This is a genomic window from Paenibacillus pinihumi DSM 23905 = JCM 16419 (assembly GCF_000422505.1).
Classification (GTDB): domain Bacteria; phylum Bacillota; class Bacilli; order Paenibacillales; family Paenibacillaceae; genus Paenibacillus_D; species Paenibacillus_D pinihumi.
In genome coordinates this window covers 907,268-931,785 of sequence record NZ_KE383864.1, presented here as the reverse complement: position 1 = coordinate 931,785, position 24,518 = coordinate 907,268, and the positions used below count along the sequence as shown (strand labels likewise).

Here is a 24,518-nt window from a genome sequence, read left to right as displayed (position 1 = left end):
GTGTTCATAAAAAGCGCCCGTCTGACAGATTCTGAATGGGTCCCGTAAGAAGAAAGAATAATTGATCTTCTTTTAAGGACCATCCTTCATAAATGTCAGAGAGGGCGCTTTGTTTAGTGGCAAAAAAACATCAGCGATGCGGGCTGAACCGATTTAGATATAAGGTCGTTTTCAGTTCTTATGAAGGTGATCCCGTTCCATTAGCCGGATCAGCTTTGTCTCTGTAGGTGAATCCGGGTCCGGCGTATAGACGCTGCATCGGAGATCGGAGCTGCCATGCACCTGCAGGGAGGTCAGATGGAACTGCATTTTGCCTGCCTTGGCATGACGAAATTCAAGCACGACCTCAGGGGCGGAACTGACCTGGCTTTGTTCCCACATCCGGTTGAAATCCGGGTGGAGCTCCTTCATCTCTCCCAGGAACCGCTCATACCAATCATCCTCTACATGTTGTCCATAATAGGCACGGAAGATCGCAAGAAATCCGCTTGCAAAATGCTCCCAATTCACTGCCAGCCTCTGAAATTCCTTGCGCTCAAACAGCAGCCGGATCATATTGCGCTGATCAAACGGAACCTGTTCAAAATCAAGAAAAATATGCGCTGCAGCTTTATTCCAGCCGACGATGTGGCAGCGGCGGTCAGAAATAATGGTCGGACAGGAGCGGAGCTCATGCAGAATCCGCTGAAGCGAGTTTGGAATATGTGTTGCTTCTTCCTTCAACGGGTAGCTGGCGCTCATGGACGTTTCCAGAGCTAACGCATATAAATATTTTCTCTCATCTACTGTCAGCTGTAAGGCGGCTGCGACAGCATCCAGTACGGATGGAGAGACTTTGATGTCTCTGCCTTGCTCCAGCCAGGTATACCAGGTCGTACTGACCCCGGCCAACTGGGCAACCTCTTCGCGCCTGAGGCCGGGCGTCCTTCGTCTTGTACCCGGAGCAATACCGGCCTCCTGAGGCAGCAGCCTTGCCCGGCGGGCTTTCAAAAATTCGGACAATGCCTGCAACCGTGCCTGATGATTCATCTTCATGTCACTCCTAAATTTGCGATTGCTTGTAATCAATCTTGTTATATCCGGTGTTCGTAGGTCCAAACCTGTTAAGCTAGTATAAATTATACCCGTATAATTAACAACTTGTAATAGGATAACGAATATGCAATGATACAAACTATACAAGATGAGAAGCAAAGTAAAGCAAGGAGGAATAGAAGATGGAGAGAGTCGTAATTACCGGAATGGGGATCATTTCGCCGCTTGGAAATGATGTGGACAGCTTCTGGCAGGGGTTGTCTGCCGGGGCATCAGGAATCGGTCAAATTGATATGTTTGATGTAACTTCATATAAATCTAAAATTGCAGGCTTGGTAAAAGAGTTTGATCCGGAGGCCCGTTTTGGGCGCAAGGATGCCCGCAAGATGGACCGGTTCAGCCAATTCGCGCTGGCGGCAGCCCAGCAGGCTTTGGAAAATTCAGGCCTGAATATGGATGAGGTGGACAAGGAAAGATTGGGCGTTTATGTAGGTTCGGGCATTGGCGGCATACAGACGCTGATTGAACAGGAAGCAATTTTGCGGGGGAGAGGACCGGATCGTGTCAGTCCGCTGCTGGTCCCCATGATGATTTCAAATATGGCAGCAGCCATGATCAGTATCCGCTATGGGGCAATGGGTCCGACCATGTCCCCGGTAACTGCTTGTTCCATTGGCAATACGGCTATCGGAGAAGCCTTCCGCCTCATCCGAAGCGGGATCACCGATGTGATGATTGCCGGAGGAGCAGAGGCTGCCATTACGGAAATTTCACTGGCCGGCTTCGGCAATGCCACGGCCGTATCCACACGCAACGATACGCCACAAAAAGCAAGCCGTCCGTTTGATGCCGGCCGGGACGGGTTCGTCATGGCAGAGGGAGCCGGTATTCTCATACTGGAGTCTCTGTCCCATGCACAGCAGCGCGGCGCCGCCATCTATGCTGAAGTGGTCGGTTATGGGGCAAGTTCGGATGCTTATCATATGGTAGCTACTCATCCGGAAGGGCATGGTCCATATCTGGCGATGAAAGCAGCGATGCGCGAGGCGGGCATCCGCCCGGACGAGGTCGATGTCATTAGTGCGCATGCGACAAGCACAGGGGTTGGCGACCAGTCAGAGACCGTGGCGATCAAAAAAGCGTTCGGCGACTATGCCTACAAGATTCCGGTAACAGCTAACAAATCGATGACCGGACATATGCTGGGGGCAGCAGGCGGGGCAGAGGCAATTGCTCTCATCAAAAGTCTGGGCGCAGGAATCATTCCACCGACAATTAATCAGGAGGAGCGGGATCCGCTGTGCGATCTGGATTATGTGCCGAACACCGCCAGGGAAGCAAAGCTGTCCGTGGGACTGTCAAACTCGTTTGGCTTCGGCGGCCACAATGCAGTGATTGTATTAAAAAATTGGCCGGGCGCTAATTAGTCATTGCCGCGGCCGAGCAGCTCCCATAACGGGATGGAAACAGCCACTAGAACCAGCAAGGTTGATACCGCGGAGTTGAGTTATAGGTTAATGGCGATTTGGCTCCTATAGCGATATTGACAGGCAGGATCGTAGCAACGGCAAACAATTTCATCACTTAAAAGCCGTCCCTTTTGAAATGAATGAAATCTCCAATTGCGCTTATGACGCCATAATTGGATTCACTTCAAAATAGGGGGCGGCTTTTGTATTCCTCACATGCTTGCTCTAAATTCCGAAGGGGTCTGCCCGTAGCGCTTGCGGAATAGCTGGGAGAAGTGGCGGATATCTTGATAGCCGATACGCTGGGCAATATCTGCGAGCTTGAGCGTCGGATTGTGCAGCAGCAGCTTGGCATGTTCCAGACGGAGCCGGATGACATACTCCTTGAAGCCCTCTCCGGTCTTCTGCTTGAAGAGCTGGCTCAAATAAACAGAGTTCAGATAAACGACAGATGCGACCTTCTCAAGAGACAGATCGGTATGAATATGGGTACGTATATATTGCAGCGCCACTTCAATGAGCTCATCTCCGCTGCTGGAAATATTCTCATAAACCTGAGTTTCCGATGCCTGGCGCATCCGCTGTACTTCCGCAGAAACCTGGTTAATATCATCCATGCGGCCGGTATGGAGAATCTGGAAGGGGACCCGGAGCATTTTGCCAAGATATCTTCGCAGCTCTTCAAGCAGCTTCTCCAGCTCCGGCTCATTCTGCATAGATACAAGCCCGAGCAGGCTCTTGCTGGTGTGTGTCGTAACGAAGCCGCTGCCATACCGTTCGATCAGCTCGCTCATAACATTCTCGATCGTGAAATGCTCCAACTGGGCAACTTTGTCCGTATCCATTTTGACCATCATCAGATGGAAATCCGGGTAGCATTCCATCAGGGGCGTCATATCGAAGCGCCCGATATCAAGTCCGGACGACCAGCGCTGGAAGACTGCCTCCCGGACATATTTCCGGTTCATACTCAGGCTCTCCTCTTCACGGACCAGCTCTGCATCGCGGCCAATCTCCGCCGCCAATTCCTCAATCATGCTGATCAGCGCTTCCTTGCCGATCGGCTTCAGCAGATAATCTTTGGCTCCCAGTCTAACCGCTTCCTGCGCATAGGAGAACTCAGAGTAAGCGGAAATGACAACCCAGCGAATATGGGGATATTGGCTTCGTGTCAGCCGTATCAGCTCCAGGCCGGTCATCCCCGGCATCATTATATCTGTAAGCGCGAGGTCAATGCGGTGATTGCGCAGCAGCGTAACGGCTTCCTCGGCATTGGAGGCCAGGTAGGTGCGATATTCGGGGAATCGTTTGGACAGCGTGCGCTTGATGCCCTCCTGTATGATCGTCTCATCATCCGCGATCAGAATATTCATGCCTTGCTCCTCCTTTCACTGGCAGCGGCAGGACAATGGTAACTGTTGTTCCTTCTCCGTACTTGCTGTCAATACGCAGTCCGCAAGATTCTCCGTACATCAGCACCAGCCTGCGATGGACATTGGGCAATCCGATGCCCTGGCGGCTCCTGGCTGTGCCGTCGGAGGACTGTGGTTCCCCGGAATGGCGGCCCGTTCCTGGTGTAATGGGTTCAGCAAGCAAATCCCGCAATTGGGCGAGTGCTGCCTCATCAATTCCGATGCCGTTGTCGGCAATGACGACACGAAGCTCTCTGGAGGCTTCATCTGCCTCGGTATAGACACGAAGGGTCCCTGGACGGCCCAGCGGCTCCAGGCCGCACTTGACGGCATTCTCAATAATGGGCTGGAGTGTCATCTTTGGAAGATGAATATGCTCCCATTCCTTCGCGATATGCATGTTGGTATGAATTCTGCTGTCCAGTCTGCTTTCAATAATGGTTAAATAATGGCGCATCTGATCCATCTCTTGTCTTAGTGTCGCTTTGGCTGCTTCTTCCCAGTCACTGCTGTAACGGAACATATGAGAGAGGGCGAGGATAACGCGTCCCAGACGGTCATTCTCCCGTTCATCCAGCATCCAGTAGATCATATCCAGCGTATTGTACAGAAAATGCGGATTGACCTGAGATTGCAGCGCTTGCAGCTGAGCATTCTTCTCGCTAATGGAAGCCACTGTAATCCGTTCGATCAGTTCATCCATGCGCTGCACCATCCGGTTAAACGAAGCGACCAGACTGTTGATCTCATCAAAGGATTTAACGTTGACTGAGCCTTTAAAATGCCCCAGCTCCACCTGCTTCATCTCCCGGATCAACAACTTGAGCGGGGAGGAGAGGGTACGCGAGATCAGGCTTGCCAATATGGTAGACAACAGAACGACGGCGCCGATGACGATAATCAGGTACATTCGTGTCTGTATCAGTTCGGCGCTGATATCCGCTTTGGGTGTCATGCTGAAGATCGTCCAGCCGGTTGTGGCTGTCTTGGCTGACACAATCATTTCTCCAGAGTGCGTATCGATGATGACTTCCTTCCGTTGTGGACGCGGGAGTCCCTGGAAGGAAGGCTCCGGCATATCGCCCTTCCAGGTCGAAGCGACAACACGGCTGTCGTTATCGACCAGATAGACCCGGCTGTTCGGGCTGATCCTGGCATTCGACAGCGCAGACATGATTGGAGCCGGACTTGTCTCGACCAGCACGATGCCGATTGGCTTGTAGCTGGTCAGATTGAACAGCATCCGTCCAAATACAAACACAGAATCCTTCTGCAGGCTGTTAATCAGCGAGCCTTGCGACAGCCCCAGCCAGACCATTTCGCCCCGGGAGTCCATCAGCTGCCGGTACCAGCCGGCTGAGGCATAGTCCATATCGGCTACACCGGCAAAGCGTTTTTCATAATTGTACATTTTGCCTTGATTCGTAATAATGTGGATGCCGTTAATGTCGTCGCGGGAATAGAAGACGGCTCCGAGAATGTTTGTGATTGAGCGTTCCATATTGGCACTGGCTACCGGATTGATCTCCTTGTCACGATGCTCCAGCAGGTTCAGTAATTCAAAATTGCTGTTGATGGATTTCGTGATGCTGTAATGCCCCTCCAGCAGCAGATCAAAGAGGCCGACTGTCTGTGACCCGTTTTTCTCGGCCAGATCGCTGATCTTGGCATGAATAATTCCGGTTGTCTTCTGATAATAGACTACGCTGACCAGAATCAAAAGCAGCATGGTGGAGGACAGAAATGTCCAGAACAGCCGGCCGTGAATGGAGTGATTTCGTTTTGAACGCGCCATTCCTTCCTCCCTCGTGGTTGCAGCCTTTTTTCTCTTAATTTAAAAATATAGGAAATGTTTGTATTTGCAAAGTCATATTCTTATATTTTGACATAAACACGGCTGCCTTCAGCAAAAGAGCGAAGACAGCCGTGTTCTTGAACAACCTTAAAATGGGATGAGGGCATTAACCTTTGACTGCTCCGGCGACCATACCTTTCGTAATTTTGTCAGCGAGGAGGAAGTAAATCAGGATGACCGGCAGCGCGCCGAGCACGAGGAAAGCACCGATGGCCCCATAATTGACCGAATACTGGCTGACGAAGCTGTATACCCCGAATGGAAGCGTCTTGAGCCGCTCGGAGGAAATAAAGGTTGCTGCCAAAATGTACTCATTCCATATATTAATGAAGGTCAAAATACAGACGGTCATCATCGGTGGTATGGAAACCGGCATAATGATGCTTCTGAAAATCCGGAAGATGCCTGCGCCGTCAATAATGGCTGATTCTTCAATTTCATTGGGAATCGACTTCATGAATCCGCTCAAAATGAAGACGGCAATCGGCGTCTGGAATGCGATATACGGCAAAATGATAGACGCATGGGTATTCAACAGGCTCAGGTTTTTGAAAATAATCATCAGCGGCAGCAGGGTTGCCTGCATCGGGATCATCATTCCGACCAGGAAGACGAGCATGACGATCTGGCCATAGCGCCAACGGAACCGGCTGATTGCGAATGCGACCAGTGAACTGAGCAGCAATACACAGGCCATGGTCACCGTCGTGACGAAAACGCTGTTGGACAGGTACCGGAAATAATTCCCCGCCTCAATCGCATTTTGGAAGTTGACCCACTGTGGCACTGCCGGCAGCGAAAAAAACGACCCGGATAAAATCTCTTCGTTGTTCTTGAGTGAATATATGCCCAGCCAGATCAGAGGATACAGCTGGGTAACGAACAGAATGCCCAGCAACAGGTAGACCAGCGGTTTGGCAATGGAGAAACGCGGTTTCGTGTGAACAGTTGCCGACCGGGAGACGGTACTCAGGTTTGATTTCATAACTTGTATCCTCCTCTCTTAAGAATATTTCCGTTCGAGACGGTTGAACAGATAATTGATAATAATGGTTGCGACCAGGCAAACGCCGACGAGGAATGCGGCAATCGAGCTGCCATAGCCGTATTTCATCGATTTGAAGGACATATTGTACATATGGGTCGCGATCACGTCGGTTGCATTGGCGGGGCCGCCGCCGGTCATGACCATAATCATGTCGAATGCTTGCAGAGAGCCGATAAAGGCAAGAACGATGGAAATTTTGAAGATCGGAATATTCATCGGAAAGGTGATATGCCAGTCCGCTTTCAAGCCTTCGGCTCCATCTATTTTGGCCGCTTCATACAGGTCTGCGGGGATATTCTGAATACCGGTAAATTGAATCAGCGTGTGGTAGCCCAGGTACTGCCACAGTGCCACAAAATAAATGCTGTACATGGCAATAGCAGGATCGGTGAGCCAGGAGCGTGTCCAGCTCTTTAAGTTCAATGCCTCCAGAATCTGATTGAGCATACCGCCCATGGACGCCGGATTGTAGATGGTCATCCAGAGTTGTCCGATAATGACAACGGACAAAATGACCGGCAGAAAATAACTCGATACGAGAAAATTAGGCCGTCTGATGAAACGGTTCAGCAAAATGGCAATAAATAATGCAATCGGAATTTCCGCCATGGAGAAAACGGCAAACATCAGCGTGCGTTTGACTGCAGGCCAGAAAACTTTATCGTTAAAAAAGAGATTTGTGAAATTTTCCAATCCGACAAATGTAGATTCGCCGATTCCGTTCCAGTCCAGCAGGCCGCTGTACAAAGAGACCAGAATCGGAACGAAGACCAGACAGATATAGAGCAGCAAACACGGCAGCACGAACAGTGCTATCGTCAGCTTGGAGACTCTTAATACCTTCATCTCTCGCGCCTCCCAAATGAAGGTGCGCTAGGGAGTCAACTCATGCACTCCCTGACGCACCCTGATCGTTATTTTTTAATGTTGGACTCGTAACCGTCCTGATGCTCTTTGGCCACTTCAGCGGGATCTTTCTTCTGCACAAACAGGTTCTGGATACTGGTCAGATGCACTTGTGCAGTTCCGGAATTCATCGTGTTGTCGAATGCAATGTCTCCGCCTTTTACATCCTTGAACATCGAGAGGACCTCCATCGCCATATCCGAGTAGCCCGCCGCTTTAAAGTCGCCGTCCACCTTCTGGGCAATACCGACTGCGCCTCTCACTTCGAAGGCTTCTTTCGGGAAGTTCAGCATGAAATAGTTCAGGAAGTCCTTGGTCTCCTCCAAATGCTTGCTGTTGGCGGAAATTGCGAATGCGCTCCCTGGTGCAAGCATGAATTCATCCGGATTGCCTTTGCCGTTGATGGTCGGGAACTTGAATACGCCTACCTTGCCGTCTACAGAAGATGCTTCGATACCGCCTGTAGCCCAGCTTCCCATGTAGTACATGGCTGCTTTGCCGGTCTTGAACAGGTTCTCGCCCGCATTATAGTCGAAGGAAGTCGCGCCCTCCTGGAATGCACCGGCTTGAACGAGGTTTTGGAAGGCGTCAACCGCTTCAATGAACGCCGGATCTTCAAAGGTTTTGCTGCCGTCAACTACTTGCTGCAGGAAGCCGGGGCCGTTCGTACGAAGCAGCATGTTCATGAACAGGAAGGAACCGGTCCAGGTGTCCTTCTCCCCGATCGCCATTGGCTGGATTCCTTTGGCCTTCAGAGCTTTTACAACTTCAATCATTTCTTCGAAGGTAGTCGGCACTTCTACGCCGCCTTGCTCGAACAATTCCTTGTTGTAATAGACAAGGCCGATATTGTTGCCGTCAGAAAGGGCATACAGGTTGCCATCGAAGGTGTACCAGTCCAGAATGCCTTCCTGAAACGTATCCTTGAGGCCGTTTTTCTCAACCATGTCGTTAAGCGGTGCAAGCAGGCCGGCTTCAACAAATGGCTGCATCTGCGCTGCCGGGTTCACGATTGTAATGTCAGGTACCTCTTTGGAGGCTGCCTGGGTTTTCAGCTTGAGCTTTTGCTGATCCGTATTGAGGGAGTCCAGCTCAATTTTGACATTCGGATGCATTTCTTCATACTGCTTCACAATCTTTTTCAGCATGCCTTGCTTCGGATCAGTCGGGTCCGGATAAATATTTTGGAACGTAATCGTAATGTTCTGGGGCTTGCTCCCTGTCTCTTTAGCACCTTCACCCTCTGTGCCGCCCGTAGTCGCAGGTTTGTTGGCTGCTCCGCATGCCGCAAGGCTAAGCGCCAGTGTGCCGGTTAATGCCAGTTTCAGTATTCTCTTCATCGTTGTCATTTCAATCCCCCTTAGATTTGAATGATTTATGAACGATCTGTGCCGCATCTCCTATTATGTGGGTATTTGGAACCCCTTTCAATGTGGTGAACTTAGGGGATCAGGTGTGTTTTTTTAAGATTGGCATTCCAGAAAAGGAATTTTGTTGAAAGTTGGAAAGCATGGCTGTTTTCCATATAATAGAGTTGAGACAGAATTTGATTGCAGGAGAGTGGGGAATTGGAAGCATCATTAGAGAAACGTTACGCTTCGCTTCGCGAGGCGGAGAGCAAGGCGCGGGAATTGTTCAAGGCTATTGAAGATAAGGGCATCATTCGCAGCGGGGTGACTGAGAAACAGATCAACCGTGACATATACAATTTGGCCTTTGAAATGTTTGGTATTAAGAAATATTGGCATAAGCGGATTGTACGTGCAGGGAAAAACACGCTGCATCCCTATAATGAGAACCCGCCGGATCTGATGGTAACCGAGGACGATATCGTATTCCTGGATTTTGGACCGATCTTTGAGGATTGGGAAGCAGACTTTGGCCGGACCTATGTCCTTGGAGAGGACCCGGCCAAGCACAAACTGCGTGATGATATCGCCCGGGCGTGGGAGGAAGGCAAAGCTTATTTCAAATCCAAGCCGGATATTACAGGCAGCGAGCTGTACGCCTATGTGTGCGAGCTTGCCCGCAAGTATGACTGGGAATTCGGGAATATTCATGCCGGCCATCTGATCGGCGAGTTTCCCCATGAAGTCGTGCAAGGCGAAGAGGTTGACAATTATATTCACCCGGATAACCATATTCCGATGCGTGACCCGGACAAGAACGGCCTGTTGAGAGACTGGATTTTGGAGATTCACTTTGTCGATCGTGAGCGGGAAATAGGGGGATTCATCGAGCATTTGTTGTCGGTGGACTGATAAAGGCTGCGTAAGATGGTTCTGCTTTGTGTACCGTGCCATCGCGCCGGGAATTACGCCATATGAACAGCGTGAGTTGAAAAAGAAGCGAAGTTTCGCGGAGCCGGAGGGCTTCACGGAACTTCGCTTCTTTGTTTTGACATTTAGTTAATTACACTGCTGGATTGCTGAATTTACGCCTGGAAGCGAAGCGGATTCATATATGCCTATCCGTGCCCCAAGTGCACGGAAAGAACCAACCACATCTTCATAACCCCGCTCAATATGCTGTACCCCGGCAATTGTAGTTGTGCCTTCGGCACAGAGTCCGGCCAAAATCAGACAAATGCCTGCCCGCACATCTGACGCATGAACCAGAGCGCCATGCAGCGGCCGCCCTCCCTGAATAAGGGCAACGCCGGAACGGACTTTAATCTCGGCCCCCATTCGCATGAGCTGGTAAGCATGATTGAATCTCGCCGGATAGACGCGCTCGCCGATGATGCTTCTGCCGCCCGCTTGTGTCAGCAAGGCTGTTAATGGCTGTTGCAGGTCGGTAGCAAAGCCGGGATACATGGCCGTTCTTACCCGTACAGCCCGAAGAATTCCTGTAGAATGCGCCGTTATTGAAGTGGCTTCTTCCTGAATATCAAGGCCAATTTCACGCAGCTTGGCCAAGCATGAAGTCAGATGCTCCGGGATGATATCCTCTACCGTTACAGAACCGCCAGTTATACCGGCTGCCATTAAAAATGCGCCTGCAATCAACCGGTCCGGTATCACGGTATAGGTGCATCCTTTGAGGGAATCTACACCTTCGATGCGAATTGTGTCTGTTCCGGCCCCTACAATTTTAGCACCCATTTGATTCAAAAAATTAGCGGTGTCCGTGACTTCCGGGTCACGCGCGGCATTCAGCAGCGTTGTCGTTCCCTTTGCCCGTGCTGCCGCAAGCATGATATTGATAGTGGCGCCGCTTGTTACGACATCAAAATAAATGGTCGCGCCTCTCAGTTCCCTGGCTTCTACAGTGTATCTATTTTCATGGAAAGTAAAGGAGGCTCCCATCATTTTCAAAGCCTTGATATGCTGGTCGATCGGGCGGCTGACAAAGTCGTCTCCTCCAGGGTAGCCGACGGATACTTTGCCGAATTTCGCTAATAAGGAACCGACGAAATAATAAGCAGATCGGAACGATGAGGACTTTGCCGGATCAAGGGTTGTGTGGCTGATTTTATTCGGATCGAGTGTAACAGCTCCTGCAGGGGTGCGATCAACCTGAAGGCCCAGCTCAGCGCCCAGCTCATAGATGACCCTTAAGTCCGCAATATCTGGAATGCCAAGAAGTGTGACAGGCTCATCTGACAGGCAAGCTGCCGCAAGCAGGGCAAGCGAGCTGTTCTTGGAGCCGGGAATTTTAACAGAGCCTTGCAGTGATGCTGTTTGTTCCACTTTAATTGCTTTCATGGTTCGCTCCTTCAATGGGAATTTCCTCATCCGCAATCATGATGTTTACATGAAGATGCTCAATTTCACGTATGATCTTTTCTGGGGCGCCCTGGTCGGTAATCAGCAAATCGATCTGCTGAAGCGGAATTGTTTTGGCAAACATTCTAACGCCCAGCTTCTCATGCGGGGCAAGACAAATTGTGCGGCGGGACAGCTCCGAGACTGCACGGGCAAAAGCGGCCCCCTCCGGTGTAGCTGTACTAATGCCGTCCCGGCAAATCCCGCCGCCTGTAAGGAATGCGATATCGAAATTAAACTTTTTCACGATTTCCAATGCAACGGTATCGAACATGCTCTCGCCATTAGTCCGCAGTTTGCCGCCAATGAGATAAGATTCGATGTGGCTTAGGCTGCGGATCAATTCTGCAATTTTAAGGGAGTTGGTGACGACTGTAAATGGAAAATCCTGAGGAAGGTGGCTGAGCATGCCATAGTGAATCCCGGCTCCGCCGATAAAAACGGTGTCATGAGGCTGTATCAGAGAAGCCGCACATCTGGAAATGGCGTGCTGGTGTTCTGCTGCATGGCTATAACGAATGGAACGCGGCTGAGCCAGCGTGCGAACCTTCGGCGGAGAAGGCAATGTAATGGCGCCTCCGTATGTTTTTTGCAGAAGACCTTGCTGCTCCATAATTGTCAGATCCCGCCTGATGGAATCAATCGAAAGTTCAAACTGATCCGCGAGTTCTTTAGCAACAATTCTGCCGTCCTTGACAAGCGTATCCAGTATACGCTGTCTGCGTTCCTCGGCTAACATATCGTCCCTCCACAAATGAATTGCGTAATATGATCTTATCCTATGCCATATTCTTCATGATTGTCAATTATATTATTCAGGGTGTTTAATGTTCTTTCATGTTTCTAAGAAAATACTCATTTTTACCCGCCATGAGTTGCAACATTTTCAGATCTCATTATGATAAGAGGTATTACAATCAGATTCTATATTCAGACCGGAATGGGGCTCAAATCCGGTCATGGGGAGGAGCTTGATCATGCATGCTGATCAGAAGGGAGCCGCTGTATTGCTTCGCTTTAATTCCATAGAAGCCTTCTCCGTTGCGGCAGGAGGAGAACGGACTTATGATGCAAATGAACGGCATACGGCTGTTATCTGTCAAAGCGGAGCGGGCAAGATTCATGCCGCAACAGATGCTGTGGGGTTGCAGGCCAAAGAGGGCTATGTCGTATCACCAGGGCAGCCCGTTCATCTGTCAGCCGGTCAAGAGCCATTAAATGGCTGGTGCGTACGCTTCGAGGCTTATGGGGAAACTTGTGAAAATCGCTTCATACGGATGGATCGCTATGCAGAAGGGTGGTGCCGTGTGGAGGACAGCCGTCAACTGAATTCATACTGCATGGAACTGGAGCAGCTTCAGACCGCAGTGATTCCGGACAGCTTCAGAGTGCAGTCGCTTCTGTACCTCTTGATTGGCTCGCTGATGAACGGCCAGCGCATATCACAGGGGGAGACGACTGCTAATGCAATTGGAAACACTGTCCGTTTAATGGAGCAGCAGCCGGGTAGGGCTTGGATGCGGGCCGAGTTAGCGAATATGGCGGGACTGAGTCCAGGTTATTTCTCTTATGCGTTTCAGCGGCAAACGGGCAAGTCTCCAACAACTTACTTAATGGATATCCGCATGGATAAGGCGGAGGAACTGCTGCTGCAAGGCAGGCGCGTGAAGGAGACCGCAGGAGAAGTCGGCTTTGAGGATGAATTTTATTTCAGCCGCCGTTTTAAACAGAAGTCGGGACGTTCCCCGGCAGCCTTCGTCAAGAGCCGCCGCCGCAATATTGCCTGTGTATCCGATCCGCTCTCGGGCAGTCTGCTTGCACTGCGGCTGCTGCCAAAGGCAGCGGCACTCTATAATCATCATGAGCCATACAGCCGCATGCTGCGCCTCCATTCATGCGAGGAAGGGAAAGGGCTGCTGTGGGAACATAACTTGTCCATGCTGCGCAAGGCAGCACCGGAGCTTATTTTTTGCACCGATTTTTTGAATCCAGAGGCCCAGGCTGAGCTCGGACAAATTGCGACCGTCGTTCCCGTCTCTTGGCTGGAAGCAGACTGGCGGCAGCAGTTTGAACAACTTGCAGAGGCAGTTGGACAGACGGATGAAGCGTCAGCCTGGTTGTCGGCATACAGCAGGAAGGCGGAGGACGTGTATCGCAGCATCCGGCGCCAGATTGGCGGAGCGACCTTGAATATTGTACGCGTCATGGATTCGCATTACCGCATTTACGCAGGGCGCAATGCAGGAGCCGTACTGTATGGCGACTTCAATTTTATGCCTACCCATCATGTAAAGAACAGGGAAGTATTCCAGACGGTAGCTCGTGAGGAGCTTGACGGGTATGATGCTGATGTTCTGCTTATTATGGTAGATCCAACGTTGCGCGCGGCGCGGCAATGGCAGGAACTGCAAGGAAGTGATCTCTGGCGCGGTCTGACAGCAGTACAAAATCGCCGGATTTATGAAATCGGTACGGACAAACTGTTCGAATATTCCGCCTGGTCGCATGACCGCGCACTGCTTCATTTAGGCAGGCTGATGGGCGGACAATAATCCAGATGTGAACATCTTATTGTCCATGTTCATATACGGGAAGGGGTGATAGTATTTATTGAGAAAGAAAATCATTATCGAAATATGAAGGGGTGTTGATGAATTAAAGGGGACATACCTTGGAATCTGGAGCAGCTGTATCAGGTGCCGAATGTGTATCCGGCTTCAGAGTACGATGAAGATAGAGTGAGCGCTTTTTTTTATGAAGGGCTTCCCTATCAAGGGAGAGAGACCCGTATTTTTGCCTATTACGGGCATCCCCGGACTGTCTCGGGGCAGAAGTCTCCTGCTGTTGTTCTTGTCCATGGAGGGGCGGGGACGGCGTTCAAGGAGTGGGTGAGGTTATGGAATGAGCGGGGCTATGCTGCGCTGGCAATGGATTTGGAGGGACATGTTCCTTCCCCGGAATGGCAGTTAAAGGAGTGCTTGCAGCTTTCGGGGCACCCGTGGAGCGGTCCTGAAAAGCAGGGGGTTTTTACGGATTACATGGCCCCGGTGAGCGACCAGTGGATGTACCATGCTGTAGCGGCAGTGCTGAGCGGCCATTCTTTGCTCCGTTCCTTTGCGGAGGTGGACAGCCAGCGGGTTGGTATGACCGGCATCTCCTGGGGAGGCATTATTACAAGTCTGGCAGCCGGGCTAGATGACAGGCTCAGCTTCGCCATGCCCGTATACGGGTGCGGTTTTTTACATGAACCGGGGAGTCTGTACGGTGCAGCAATCGCGGGCATGCCTCCCGAAGCAGTTCTTCAGACACGCCTTTTATGGGACCCTTCAACATATTTGCCGGAAAGCAAACTGCCGATGCTATGGTTGAACAGCAGCCGGGATACGCATTTTCCGCTATCCATTTTTATTCGTTCTTATGATTTGAACAGGAGCAATCAGCCGGCAAGCAGATTGAGCATTCGGGATGGAATGGGGCACTCCTACCAGGAGGGTTGTACAGCGCAGGAGCTATTTGCATTTGCGGACAGTGTGGTGAAGGACAGCATGCCGCTTCCACAGATTGGGGATGTACTCCGGCAGGGGGAGGAGATTGTCGTTCATTACAATGCGGCATATCCTGCCGTGAAGGCACAGCTTTACTGGTGTTCAGACAGACTGAGTCGGCAAGATGCGGGGTGGACAGCCACAGACGCTGTCCTGGACGGGGCAATAAGCAAAGCGACGGCGCGTCTGCCTGCCGGGGCAAGCAGCTTTTTCATGAATATTACCGATGCAAGAGGATTAATTGCCAGCACCCGTGTCATGACGAATCGCGGGCAGGACAAAGATATAAAGGAGCATACAGCAAATGAAGCATAACGCAAAATACTTTATAGTGATGATATTGATTTTAATGGCCGCTTTGATGGCGGCTTGCGGGAAGCAAGAGACTCCGCCGCCCTCCGGCAGCAGCGAGCAGGAGCAGAACCAGCAGAATTCCAGCAATTCTGCTGCGGGTACAGTTCAGGGGACAACATTTACTTTCAAGGATATCAAGGGCGAGCATACACTGCCGCAGCAGCCAAAAAATATCGCCACTACTGTGACGTATTTAACGGATCATTTTATTGCGCTGGGTTTGACGCCTGCCTTAACGGTAAAATCGCAAAATGAGGATTTCCCTGCTTATCTGCAGCCGTTCTTGAAGGATGTTAAAATTATTGGCGAGCAGGGGCGCGTCAATCTTGAAACTTTGCTGGAGGAAGCGCCGGATTTGATCGTGACCGATACGAACAGCAGCGAAATTTATGAAAAATATGCAAAAATCGCGTCAACAGCAATGCTGGAAAATGGCTATGTAGCTCCGAACTGGGAGGAAGCCTTCCGCGCGACCGCTTCTGCTTTCGGTTTGTCCGGGAAGGCAGAAGAGATCATTACCGGCTTTGAAAATCATAAAAAAGAGATAGCGGAGAAAATTAAAGAGCGGACTTCCGGCAAAACGCTGATGGTGCTGCGCATTCGGAATGATGTCCGTTATTACGGGGACATGGATTACGGGTGGCTGTACGATGATATGGGCTTCACCAGGCCGTCGGTCTTCCCGGTTACCAGCCCGGAAAGCCGATACGAGGTATTATCCAATGAGAAACTGCCGGAAATTGATCCGGATTATATTTTGCTCATTAATGATAACAATGAAATTTACAATGAGCTGCAAAATCTGGCGGTATGGAAAAATATGAAGGCAGTCAAAAACAACCAGGTATATCAGGTTGCCTCTGATTCCTGGTTTGGCGGCTACGGCCCGAACGCGGCCAATTCCATGCTGGATGATTTGACACGCTATTTCGAGAATTAATGATATAGAAGTTAAGCCGGAGAGCATGCTGGACAGTTAGCATTGAAGTTGTGAGACGTTTATAAACCGCTGTATACGCGGGATGGAAGCGTCTTTTTTATCGCTAATTTTGTTAGAGTGATAGCTGCAAATTCAATTTTTTCTGGACGCTGTGTTTGTATAATGTGCTCTGGGGCAATGCCAAGGCATTGATGTCCCGGCAGCCGGATTACAAGATTCGGATGTCATACGGGATACGAATGCTGATTTTGACCCGACAACTTAGAACAAGTATGGAGAAGTGCCGGGGAAAAAATATCGGATTTCATGTTGTTCATGTATACTATTTGATATGAATCCAATTATGTTTTTGGAAATCCCTATTTCTTAAAGAGGTGTACGGTATAGGAGTGACAGCTGTGATGATTTCTCTGATCGTGGTGCTGCTTTTAACATTTTCCTTTAAGGTATTGGAAGCAGTATTCAGAAAAACTGGAAGTGTAATTGGCAAAGCCGGAAGATACGTGGTGTATGTTTGGGGAGTTATCGCGATCATCTCTTCATTTTTTGTACAAGATCATTATATATTTAATCTGCCTGTTCATTACGAAAAGGTATGGCCTGCTGCATTAATTATCGTGATTGCCAATCTGTGGATTTCCAAGTATTCAGGCTATCAACCTGAAGGGAAATTCAATCAAATCAATTTTATCGTGGCGTATCCGGTTATTGAAGAAATCATATTTAGAGGTTTGATTATTCCAATCTTGAATCAATCGCTCCTGTATACAACCTCATTTGAGGTGCTATACTTGCCTGTTTCTGTTCCAATCGTGATTTCTGCTGTCTTGTTTGCTATTGCACATTTGCAATATTATAAGCTGAATCAGTCAAGCATAAGATACATGCTTTTTGCCTTCGCAGGTGGAGTTGTATTCGGAGCTGTTACAGATTTAACGCAGTCCATACTTATAGCTGTGATGCTTCATATCCAGTTTAATATGATGTCTGTCTGCTACTCCATATCAGGAAGGAAGGACCGGAATGGAAAACAACTATAATTTGAATGATCTGAAGCAATTTGTCCTCCAAAGTGAGCGCATTGTCTTCTTTGGCGGGGCAGGAACATCGACAGAGAGCGGGATTCCGGATTTCAGATCGGCGGACGGCTTGTTTAACAACCGGGAGAACCGCAAGCTGGCACCGGAGGAGATGCTGAGCCGGCATTTTTTTATGGCGCATCCTGAAGATTTCTACCAATTTTATACCTCGAAAATGATCTATTCGGGAGCCAAGCCGAACAAGGCGCATTTGGCGTTAGCAGAGCTGGAGCGGCGCGGGAAATTGAAGGCGGTCATCACCCAAAATATTGACGGGCTGCATCAACTGGCAGGAAGCCGGAATGTGCTGGAGCTCCATGGCTCTGTGCAGCGGAACTATTGTATGAATTGCAGGGAATCGTATCCGTTATCTGTGGTCATTGAGGCTAAAGGGGCCGTCCCCCGGTGCAGTCAGTGCAGCGGAATAATTAAGCCGGATGTGGTGCTCTACCAGGAAAGTCTGGACATGGAAGTGCTGGAGCGGGCTGCTGCACATATTAGCGAAGCTGATATGCTGATCGTTGCAGGCACCTCGCTGACCGTCCAGCCTGCCGCGGGGCTGGTCCGCTTGTACAAGGGGGATCGGATGGTGCTGATCAATAAAGGCGGTACACCGATGGACAGGCTGGCTAATATACGCGTGAAGGACAGCATCGGGAAGGTGCTCGAGGCGATGGTGGAACGGGAAGGATAAAATTCAAGGAGGGCAACCAGCGGTGACAGGATTCAAGCCTTTAATTCAACATCAGGACGAACACCATTATACGGTTCAAAATATACAGCTTCATGATCTTGCGAAGCGAACTTATTGTGTGTTTGATCTGGAAGGGACAGGGCCGGATGAGAATGAGGACTGTATTACCCAGATCGGCGCTGTTATGGTTGTGAACGGTGAAATCGATCATAATCGGATGTTTGATACGCTGGTGAAATCATCAAAGCCCATTCCTCCCAAGATTGAACAGCTTACGGGCATCACGAATGAGTCATTAGCGTCTGCGCCTTCATTGGAAGCCGCGATCAGGCAGTTTCGCGGTTTTATGGGGGACGATGTGGTCTTAATTGCACAGTGCGGGTTTGAATATGACTATCCGCTGCTGCAAAAGGAGTTGCAAAGGCACGGGCTCGGGGCGCTGGAAAAGGAGATGCTGGATACAAAGGTTTTATTCTCTGCTCTCCATCCTGAGATTCAGGAAGTGTGTTCGACAGATTTTTTAATCAGCTTCTATAATATCTGTTCCGATGATGTGCAGCGGCATAACGCTCTGGGAGACAGCATCCTCATCGCCAGAATACTGTGTGCGGTCCTGGAGGAATACCAATCGCTCAATCAACAGCATTTAATAATTGAACATGAACTGAGGGTGAAAAAGTTTGTTTTGCCATTGAATCGCAAGGATGAAGGGAATATCATATAAATTAAACCCGACTATTTGTCAAAAATATAAACCTCTATGTTTGCTTGTAATCAGAGCTTTGGCTTTGGACAAATTCACTAGAGTGTGAACAGTTCGAAAATGGATCACAGGGAGAATTATATTGAATTTGTCTGCGAGAATACGATGCAGCTGGGACAAATACAAAGTGATGCCTACGACCTGGTATACACCTCGAATGGTGTGCATGTTTGGATTAATGATTTGAATGCCATGTATCAAAATATAAGCAGGGTGCTTAAAACTGGAGGAAGGTATATCATGTTTGATATTCACCCGTTTATGCGGCCTTTAAGTTCGAATACGGAACAATTAATTGCCGTGAAACCCTATGATGCTACAGGTCCTTTCGGAGAGCCGCCAACTTATAAGTGGCGTATTCAAGATTTAACAAATGCGCTGGCCTTATCAGGCTTAACACATGGAGGAAATGTATGCAGAGGACGGGGCATTTTGGGTCGATGACTCCTCTACTGAAGAGGACAAACGGACAGGGGAGGAGCTTGCGATGCTGTGCGATTGGAAAGTTAACCCTTTGGCGGCATTGCCGCAGTGGCTCTCAATAGCTGCAATAAAATGATTCTCTGGCAGCAGTTTATTGGTTGGACAGACCCGGCATAACGAATTGTCGCAATCTGCTGACGTACAGGCACGAATGGGCGCATACCCACATACACTTAAGAACAGACTTCAATGTTCGCCTGGATAAGGGAATGACCCCGGACAGGTAATACAGCGTGGAGGTGGCCGATTCATGCCAGGATTGTTCGCGGCAATTGCCATGTTTATCAAGCAACTGTCGCTGCTTGTTTCGTATGTCAAAAACAATGCATTTCCACAGCCGTTGCAAGAGGAAGAGGAAGCGAAGCATCTGAAGCTGTTTGCCGAAGGCAATCAGCATTCCCGTAATTTGCTGATCGAGCATAACCTTCGGCTTGTTGCTCACATTGTCAAAAAATTCGACAATACCGGCGAGGATTTGGAGGATTTGATCTCCATCGGAACAATTGGTCTGATTAAGGCGATTGAAAGCTATCAGGCCGGGAAAGGAACCAAGCTGGCTACCTTTGCGGCCCGTTGTATAGAAAACGAAATACTTATGCATCTTCGGTCGCTGAAGAAGACACGCAAGGACGTCTCACTTCATGATCCCATTGGTACAGATAAAGAAGGAAATGAAATTACCCTAATCGATATTCTGGGTACAGAGGCTGATGATGTAGTAGACAAAGTACAACTCAAGATTGAAAAGAGTAAAATTTATAAAAATCTCGATATTTTGGATGACCGGGAGAAGGAAGTTGTCGTCGGGCGCTTTGGCCTGGAAGCTGGAGGAGAGGAACGCACGCAGCGGGAAATTGCGAAGGAGCTTGGCATTAGCAGGAGCTATGTTTCAAGGATTGAGAAGCGGGCGCTGATGAAGCTTTATCATGAGTTTTACAAGACAAAAGGTTAAGCCTCTTTTCTGTTCAGGGCATTGCATGACTCTTCAAGCGGAGCGAAGGTCGAATTCAGGCGACGTATTGCCTATGATTTCGATCTTTTTCGTTGTATCCAGATTAAAAATTGGAATCTTATACGAAGGTCAGAAAAGCAAGCTTCGAGAGCAGAAGAATTAATAGTGGTATAAAAAGGAATGCGTGTAGTATTATAGCGGTAAGAAAGGAGGTTGTATTTGCTCGAATTGAAACATAAAAAAAGAATACGCAATGGGCATGGCTCGCTGATTCACTGATCTACTCCAATAAGGGTGGAAATTTTAGGAGGGCTTAGATGGCCACACATTCGAGAAATTCAAGGTTGTTTCTCCGCAAGGCTTGGTTTTACTGTTCATCAGGTTTGATAGGCATGTTCGTGGTACCCATTCTTAGTGTTATCTCCGTGGGCTTCACAATCTGCGCGTTCATTGCGGTAGCTGGTGGCGTACTGCGTACGTTTGGGGTCGACTGGGTTCGAATGGGGATCGCTAACGGCTATGAAATTCCCAAGCTGCTAAGTTTGCCAGCCGCGCTTCTCCTCAGCGGGGTTTTGTTAGGGATTGCCTGGATCAGCTTTATTGGATTGCGGCGGTACTTGAAGTGGGTGTCCTTTAGGGAGCGCAATGACAGATTAAATCGTATTTAGTTTTATCACGCAATAACGATATTTCCTTATCTTGACAAAATTCAGCTTTTTTAGTTATGATAAATACCGACCGTCGGTATGTAAAGGAGGTTTCTTATGGCAAGAAACAAGTACCCGGAGCAGACACTTGAAATGATTTTGCAAGTCTCAGCCAGGCTGTTTACTGAAAATGGATTTGATAAAACCAGTTTGCAGGATATCATAAATGAGCTGGGAATGTCCAAAGGTGCAATCTATCATCACTTCAGTTCGAAAGAGGACATCCTGGCTGCAGTTATGGAACAACAGTTTAATCATGCGGCAAGAGTGCTGGATAACTTGATTAAGCGTTCGAAGGCAGCGAATGCCAGGGAGAAGCTGGTTTATATTTTGGAAGTGCTGATTGTCGATGATGAATTGCATTCCATGGATAAAGTTCTTGTTACACAAATCAAAAACCCGCAATTCGTCGTTACGGGCATTCAGGAAAGTGTAAATAGAAATGCTCCGACGATTGCACAATTGATTATAGACGGTACAAAAGACGGATCGCTCACGACCGAATTTCCAGCTGAGTGCGCGGAAGTCTTTATGCTGCTCGTCAATATTTGGATCAATCCATTCCTATTTAACCGAACACGGGAGAGCACAGTGAGCCGGCTGCGATTTTTGCAGCACATGATGAGAACCCTCGGTGTTGATATTGTAAATGATTCACTCATTCAGAAAATTGCCGACAGGCATTCCGATACAGGAGCGTACAACAAGAATGGCTAGCGGCTTGACGATACGTAAAGAACTGGTTGTCAATGGCTTGATTTCTGACATCACCATCGATTGGTTTGCGAGTCAATTGTGTATTTTACCAAGCGGACAAGATGAGCTTCGCATTGTGCAAAAAACAACGGACCGCTTTCCTGCATCCAAGCTTTTTTACGTGGAGGAGAAAGGCCAGGAGCTGCTTATAGCAGATGGAAGGAAGCGATTTCTGAATATCGGGTTCAACATGAGCCGAACCACGCTGGAAGTGTACCTTCCCGAGAAACGTTTGAACTCCATAATCATTAAGCTTACAGGCGGAGAATTAAGCGTTGCAGGACTCCACGCGGAGTCCTGTAAATGCCGGATTACTTCCGGCCGTGCGAATGTGTCAGGTGAACTGGGAGAACTGGATTTGCATATCACAGGTTCGAAGGTAATAGGGACTAGTCTGAATGCCAGGCAAATGTGTATCCGATCCACATCATCAACTGCAGAATTGAACGGAAAATATCAAAGTATAGAATCCAGATTCACCGGAGGAAGGGCGGCAATCAATTCTCTGAGTGTCCCTGAGCAGATTCATTCTGTTTCCACGTCAGCCAGGATCACGGTCTCCATACCGGAAAATGATGGCTTCAACATCCATGTTAAAAAAACGCCAGGTGGCATCAAAAGTGAGTTTCCCTTGGTTTCCAACGGAAACCATTTGACTTATGCCGGCGGCAAAAGAGAATACACGGTTAAAGTATGGGGAGGACAATTTCAGTTAAATAGAAAGGGACTAAGATAAGGAAAGAATGGTAAACCAGCAGCAAAAGCTAAAGGCTGGGGTGAAACGAAGGATCAGCCTTGTTCATCATGCCAAGAAGTGTACGTTCTTTGACCAATCCCCCCTATTCCTTGTCTTTCACCAGACAAAAGCTGCATAATAGAACATAGAATGTTTGGGATTACGATGGGGGAATCAATTCATGTATGAAAATTTGGAACAATGCGTCATTGATTTGGAGAGGAATGGGCATCTGATCCGCATCCGTGAGGAAGTGGACCCTTATTTGGAAATGGCAGCTATTCACCTGAAGGTATATGAGGCGGGTGGACCTGCTTTACTATTTGAAAATGTAAAAGGGTCAAAGTTCCGCGCAGTATCGAATCTGTTCGGGACGATGGAACGAAGCCGCTTTATTTTCCGGCAGACCTGGGACCTTGCTACAAATGTCGTCGCTCTGCGCAATGATCCGATCAAGGCCATGAAGCAGCCGTTTAAGCATGTAGATACAGCGCTTGGGGCATGGAAGGCGCTGCCTATGAAGTCGCAGGGAGGCGCGTCAGCGATGCAGGAAATTCAGATTTCCGATCTGCCGCTCATCCACCACTGGCCAATGGACGGAGGCGCCTTTGTGACCTTGCCTCAAGTATATTCCGAGGACCCCGATAAGCCGGGGCCGATGAATTCCAATCTCGGGATGTACCGCGTACAACTGAGCGGAAATGACTACGAGATGAACAAAGAGATTGGGTTGCACTACCAGATTCACCGCGGCATCGGGGTGCATCAGTCCAAGGCAGTAAAGCGCGGGGAGCCGCTTAAGGTCAGCTGCTTTGTCGGCGGGCCTCCGGCGCATACGCTGTCTGCTGTTATGCCGCTGCCGGAAGGGCTCAGCGAGGTGGCCTTTGCCGGACTTCTCGGGGGGCGCCGCTTCCGCTATAGCTATCAGGACGGTTTTTGTGTCAGCAATGATGCGGATTTCGTCATCACAGGCGAAATTCATCCTTACGATACGAAGCCCGAAGGGCCGTTTGGCGATCACTTGGGCTATTACAGCTTGACACATCCGTTCCCGGTTATGAAGGTGCATAAAGTGTACGCGCGGCCGAATGCAATCTGGCCGTTTACGGTTGTGGGCCGCCCGCCTCAGGAGGATACCGTATTCGGTGCGCTCATTCATGAACTGACAGGCGATGCAATCAAGCATGAAATACCGGGTGTGAAGGAAGTGCATGCTGTGGATGCCGCTGGTGTGCACCCGCTCTTGTTTGCAATCGGCAGCGAGCGGTACACACCGTATGAGAAGGCCAAGCAGCCGGCGGAGATTTTGACGCTTGCCAACCGCATTTTGGGAACAGGACAGCTCAGTCTGGCAAAATTCCTTTTCATAGCCGCAGAAGAAGACCAGCCGCTGGATTCCCATCATGAGATCGATTTCCTGGCGTATATTCTGGAGCGGCTGGATTTGCACCGTGATATTCATTTTTATACGAATACAACGATTGACACGTTGGACTACTCCGGTACAGGCCTGAACACAGGCAGTAAAGTCGTGTTCGCGGCCTGCGGCGACAAGAAACGGGAACTGTGTAAAGAAGTACCGGAGCAGCTTAAAGCACTGCGCGGCTTCGAGGCAGTGAGCCTCATCATGCCGGGTGTTGTTGCTGTTCAGGGCCCGGCTTTCACAGACTATGGCAAGGCACAGCAGAATATCCAGCAGCTTGCCGAGGCGATTGCATCAAAAGGCGAACTGCATTCATGCCCGCTCATTGTGTTGTGTGATGACGCTGCCTTCATGGGAGACACGCTGAATAATTTCCTGTGGGCCGCCTTTACGCGCAGCAATCCTTCACATGATATCCATGGTGTGAACAGCTATTACAAGGACAAGCATTGGGCTTGTGACAATATGATCCTGGATGCGCGAATCAAGCCTCACCATGCGCCGCCATTGGTCCCAGACCCGGCGGTAGAGAAAAGCATTGAGCGCTTGTTTGTCAAGGGAGCGAGTCTCGGTAGCATCAAGCTATAATAGTGA

Annotated in this window: 23 protein-coding genes; 15 read left to right on the top strand and 8 right to left on the bottom strand. The window is 49.4% G+C overall.

The annotated features are described in order from the left end of the window. Positions 1 to 171: 171 nt before the first annotated feature. A complete protein-coding gene (locus H583_RS0118485; RefSeq protein WP_028561771.1) occupies positions 172 to 1,029 on the bottom strand; it encodes a helix-turn-helix transcriptional regulator in 858 nt (285 codons plus the stop codon). Positions 1,030 to 1,217: 188 nt separating this feature from the next. On the opposite strand from H583_RS0118485, the gene fabF reads away from it, so the two are divergent. After that, the gene (gene fabF / locus H583_RS0118480) at positions 1,218 to 2,462 is read left to right on the top strand and encodes a beta-ketoacyl-ACP synthase II (RefSeq protein ID WP_028561770.1); all 1,245 of its coding nucleotides are present in this window, start codon (positions 1,218 to 1,220) and stop codon (positions 2,460 to 2,462) included. 254 nt (positions 2,463 to 2,716) lie between these two features. On the opposite strand, the gene H583_RS0118475 is transcribed toward fabF, so the two are convergent. From H583_RS0118475 to H583_RS0118455, 5 genes are all read right to left on the bottom strand, one after another. Next, the gene (locus H583_RS0118475) at positions 2,717 to 3,877 is read right to left on the bottom strand and encodes a response regulator transcription factor (RefSeq protein WP_028561769.1); all 1,161 of its coding nucleotides are present in this window, start codon (positions 3,875 to 3,877) and stop codon (positions 2,717 to 2,719) included. Further along, the gene (locus tag H583_RS0118470) at positions 3,855 to 5,711 is read right to left on the bottom strand and encodes a sensor histidine kinase (protein ID WP_028561768.1); all 1,857 of its coding nucleotides are present in this window, start codon (positions 5,709 to 5,711) and stop codon (positions 3,855 to 3,857) included. Before H583_RS0118470 ends, H583_RS0118475 begins: the two co-directional genes overlap by 23 nt. A 166-nt stretch (positions 5,712 to 5,877) precedes the next feature. Further along, on the bottom strand, positions 5,878 to 6,756 hold the full coding sequence (locus H583_RS0118465) for a carbohydrate ABC transporter permease (RefSeq protein WP_051236606.1): 879 nt from the start codon (positions 6,754 to 6,756) through the stop codon (positions 5,878 to 5,880). Positions 6,757 to 6,774: 18 nt separating this feature from the next. Continuing rightward, positions 6,775 to 7,665 (bottom strand): carbohydrate ABC transporter permease, encoded by an 891-nt coding sequence (locus H583_RS0118460; RefSeq protein ID WP_028561766.1) that lies wholly within the window; start codon positions 7,663 to 7,665, stop codon positions 6,775 to 6,777. 68 nt (positions 7,666 to 7,733) lie between these two features. Then, positions 7,734 to 9,074: an extracellular solute-binding protein gene (locus H583_RS0118455; RefSeq protein WP_028561765.1), complete on the bottom strand. Its 1,341-nt coding sequence runs from the start codon at positions 9,072 to 9,074 to the stop codon at positions 7,734 to 7,736. Positions 9,075 to 9,293: 219 nt separating this feature from the next. On the opposite strand from H583_RS0118455, the gene H583_RS0118450 reads away from it, so the two are divergent. Then, positions 9,294 to 9,986 (top strand): M24 family metallopeptidase, encoded by a 693-nt coding sequence (locus H583_RS0118450; protein ID WP_028561764.1) that lies wholly within the window; start codon positions 9,294 to 9,296, stop codon positions 9,984 to 9,986. Between the two features lie 147 nt (positions 9,987 to 10,133). Here the strand turns inward: H583_RS0118450 and murA are convergent, their stop codons facing one another. Beyond that, positions 10,134 to 11,432 (bottom strand): UDP-N-acetylglucosamine 1-carboxyvinyltransferase, encoded by a 1,299-nt coding sequence (gene murA / locus H583_RS33415; protein ID WP_036709941.1) that lies wholly within the window; start codon positions 11,430 to 11,432, stop codon positions 10,134 to 10,136. After that, positions 11,419 to 12,231 carry a DeoR/GlpR family DNA-binding transcription regulator gene (locus tag H583_RS0118440; RefSeq protein ID WP_028561763.1) on the bottom strand — a complete coding sequence of 271 codons (813 nt, stop codon included), beginning with the start codon at positions 12,229 to 12,231 and terminating at the stop codon, positions 11,419 to 11,421. Before H583_RS0118440 ends, murA begins: the two co-directional genes overlap by 14 nt. A 238-nt stretch (positions 12,232 to 12,469) precedes the next feature. Here H583_RS0118440 and H583_RS0118435 point away from each other — a divergent pair, with 238 nt between their 5' ends. The 13 genes from H583_RS0118435 to H583_RS0118380 all read left to right on the top strand — a co-directional run bounded on the left by H583_RS0118435 (position 12,470) and on the right by H583_RS0118380 (position 24,512). Then, a complete protein-coding gene (locus tag H583_RS0118435; protein WP_028561762.1) occupies positions 12,470 to 14,044 on the top strand; it encodes an AraC family transcriptional regulator in 1,575 nt (524 codons plus the stop codon). Positions 14,045 to 14,188: 144 nt separating this feature from the next. After that, positions 14,189 to 15,352, top strand: a complete 1,164-nt coding sequence (locus tag H583_RS33410; RefSeq protein WP_051236603.1) for an alpha/beta hydrolase family protein — start codon at positions 14,189 to 14,191, stop codon at positions 15,350 to 15,352. After that, positions 15,342 to 16,331, top strand: coding sequence for an ABC transporter substrate-binding protein (locus tag H583_RS0118425; RefSeq protein ID WP_028561761.1), 990 nt, complete (start codon positions 15,342 to 15,344; stop codon positions 16,329 to 16,331). The genes H583_RS33410 and H583_RS0118425 overlap by 11 nt, the downstream gene beginning before the upstream one ends. Positions 16,332 to 16,732: 401 nt before the next feature. Then, entirely contained in the window at positions 16,733 to 17,371 is a 639-nt protein-coding gene (locus H583_RS0118420; RefSeq protein WP_036709938.1) for a CPBP family intramembrane glutamic endopeptidase, read from the top strand. Continuing rightward, positions 17,355 to 18,104 (top strand): NAD-dependent protein deacylase, encoded by a 750-nt coding sequence (locus H583_RS0118415; protein WP_028561759.1) that lies wholly within the window; start codon positions 17,355 to 17,357, stop codon positions 18,102 to 18,104. Before H583_RS0118420 ends, H583_RS0118415 begins: the two co-directional genes overlap by 17 nt. A 22-nt stretch (positions 18,105 to 18,126) precedes the next feature. Then, entirely contained in the window at positions 18,127 to 18,828 is a 702-nt protein-coding gene (locus H583_RS0118410) for a 3'-5' exonuclease (RefSeq protein WP_028561758.1), read from the top strand. 99 nt (positions 18,829 to 18,927) lie between these two features. Next, positions 18,928 to 19,311 (top strand): methyltransferase domain-containing protein, encoded by a 384-nt coding sequence (locus tag H583_RS33405; RefSeq protein WP_051236602.1) that lies wholly within the window; start codon positions 18,928 to 18,930, stop codon positions 19,309 to 19,311. Then, a complete protein-coding gene (locus tag H583_RS37615; RefSeq protein WP_245585955.1) occupies positions 19,268 to 19,426 on the top strand; it encodes a hypothetical protein in 159 nt (52 codons plus the stop codon). The genes H583_RS33405 and H583_RS37615 overlap by 44 nt, the downstream gene beginning before the upstream one ends. 174 nt (positions 19,427 to 19,600) lie before the next feature. Continuing rightward, complete coding sequence (gene sigK / locus H583_RS0118400) at positions 19,601 to 20,302, top strand: RNA polymerase sporulation sigma factor SigK (RefSeq protein ID WP_028561757.1); 702 nt, start codon at positions 19,601 to 19,603, stop codon at positions 20,300 to 20,302. Between the two features lie 317 nt (positions 20,303 to 20,619). Then, entirely contained in the window at positions 20,620 to 20,970 is a 351-nt protein-coding gene (locus H583_RS33400; protein ID WP_051236600.1) for a hypothetical protein, read from the top strand. 96 nt (positions 20,971 to 21,066) lie between these two features. Beyond that, positions 21,067 to 21,726: a TetR/AcrR family transcriptional regulator gene (locus tag H583_RS0118390; protein WP_028561756.1), complete on the top strand. Its 660-nt coding sequence runs from the start codon at positions 21,067 to 21,069 to the stop codon at positions 21,724 to 21,726. Continuing rightward, positions 21,719 to 22,501 carry a DUF4097 family beta strand repeat-containing protein gene (locus H583_RS0118385; protein ID WP_028561755.1) on the top strand — a complete coding sequence of 261 codons (783 nt, stop codon included), beginning with the start codon at positions 21,719 to 21,721 and terminating at the stop codon, positions 22,499 to 22,501. The genes H583_RS0118390 and H583_RS0118385 overlap by 8 nt, the downstream gene beginning before the upstream one ends. Positions 22,502 to 22,682: 181 nt before the next feature. Beyond that, a complete protein-coding gene (locus H583_RS0118380; protein ID WP_028561754.1) occupies positions 22,683 to 24,512 on the top strand; it encodes a UbiD family decarboxylase in 1,830 nt (609 codons plus the stop codon). The last annotated feature ends 6 nt before the right edge of the window (positions 24,513 to 24,518 follow it).